At 64.1% G+C, this 1489-nt stretch carries 1 protein-coding gene; it reads right to left on the bottom strand.

Going from position 1 to position 1489, the window contains the following annotated elements; genetic code table 11:
• Window positions 1-1489: YgiQ family radical SAM protein (locus ABYB95_RS23365; RefSeq protein WP_372662725.1), on the bottom strand; the 1489-nt coding region annotated here is incomplete at both ends.

The raw sequence follows: 1489 nt of genomic DNA, 5'->3' as shown, positions 1-1489 counted from the left end.
GGTAGAAGGTCTGCACCTGGTCGGCGCGAAAGCCGTTCTTTTTCAGCCAGACCGCAAGGTTCATCATGTCTTCGTCGCTGGTGCCCGGGTGGGCCGCGATGAAGTAGGGAATCAGGTACTGCTTCTTGCCCACCTCTTCGCTGAACTTCTCGAACATCTGCTTGAAGCGGTCGTAGCTGCCAATGCCCGGCTTCATCATCTTGTTGAGCGGGCCACTCTCGGTGTGTTCGGGCGCGATCTTGAGATAACCACCCACGTGGTGTTGCACCAGCTCTTTCACGTACTCGGGCGATTTCACCGCCAGGTCGTAGCGCAGGCCGGACCCGATCAAAACCTTCTTGATGCCACGCAGTTCGCGGGCCCGTTTGTAGATTTTTATGAGCGGACCGTGGTCGGTGTGCAGGTTGGAGCAGATGCCGGGAAACACGCAACTGGGCTTGCGGCAGGCGGCCTCGATCTCGGGTGTTTTGCAGCCCAGGCGGTACATATTGGCCGTGGGGCCGCCGAGGTCGGACACGATGCCGGTGAAGCCCTCGACCTTGTCGCGGATGTCTTCGACCTCGCGGATGATGGACTCTTCCGAGCGGCTCTGGATGATGCGCCCCTCGTGCTCGGTGATGCTGCAGAACGTGCAGCCACCAAAGCAGCCGCGCATGATGTTGATCGAGAAACGGATCATCTCCCAGGCCGGGATCTTGGTCGCGCCGTCGTGTTTGCCGTGTTCGTCGGCGTAGGCCGGGTGCGGGCTGCGCGCATACGGCAGGTCGAACACGTAGTCCATCTCGGCCGTGGTGAGCGGGATGGGCGGCGGGTTGATCCAGACATCGCGCGCGGTCGCGCCTTCGCCGTGCGCCTGCACCAGCGCACGCGCATTGCCTGGGTTGGTCTCCAGGTGCAGCACGCGGTTGGCGTGGGCGTAGAGCACGGCGTCGCTCTTGATCTTCTCAAAGCTCGGCAAGCGGATCACCGACTTGTCGCGCGGCGGCACCTTGAGGCGCCCAGCCAAGGCCGGGTTGGCCACGAACTGCATCACCTTGGCGCCCGGCTCCACCGATGTCGGCTCCGCGCTGCCCTCTTCTTTGGCGCAGCTCTGGCCTTGAGCCTGGGCTTGCTCGCTGGTGGTCTGGTAAGGATTGATGTGCGCATCGACGCGGCCGGGCATGTCGACCTCGCTGGAATCGATCTCGATCCAGCCTTCGGAGGTCGGGTCGGCCGGGCGGCGCACAAAGGCGGTGCCGCGCACGTCGGTGATGTGCTCTACCGGCTCGTTCGCGGCCAGGCGGTGCGCGATCTCCACCAAAGCGCGCTCGGCGTTGCCGTACAGCAGCAGGTCGCATTTGGCGTCCACCACCACCGAGCGGCGGACTTTGTCGCTCCAGTAGTCGTAGTGCGCGATGCGGCGCAGCGAACCTTCGATGCCGCCCAACACAACCGGCACGTCTTTGAACGCCTCGCGGCAGCGCTGGCTGTAGACGATGGCGGCGCGGTC

Source organism: Hydrogenophaga sp. (assembly GCF_041633695.1).
Classification (GTDB): domain Bacteria; phylum Pseudomonadota; class Gammaproteobacteria; order Burkholderiales; family Burkholderiaceae_C; genus Hydrogenophaga.
This window is presented reverse-complemented; position numbering and strand designations above follow the sequence as displayed.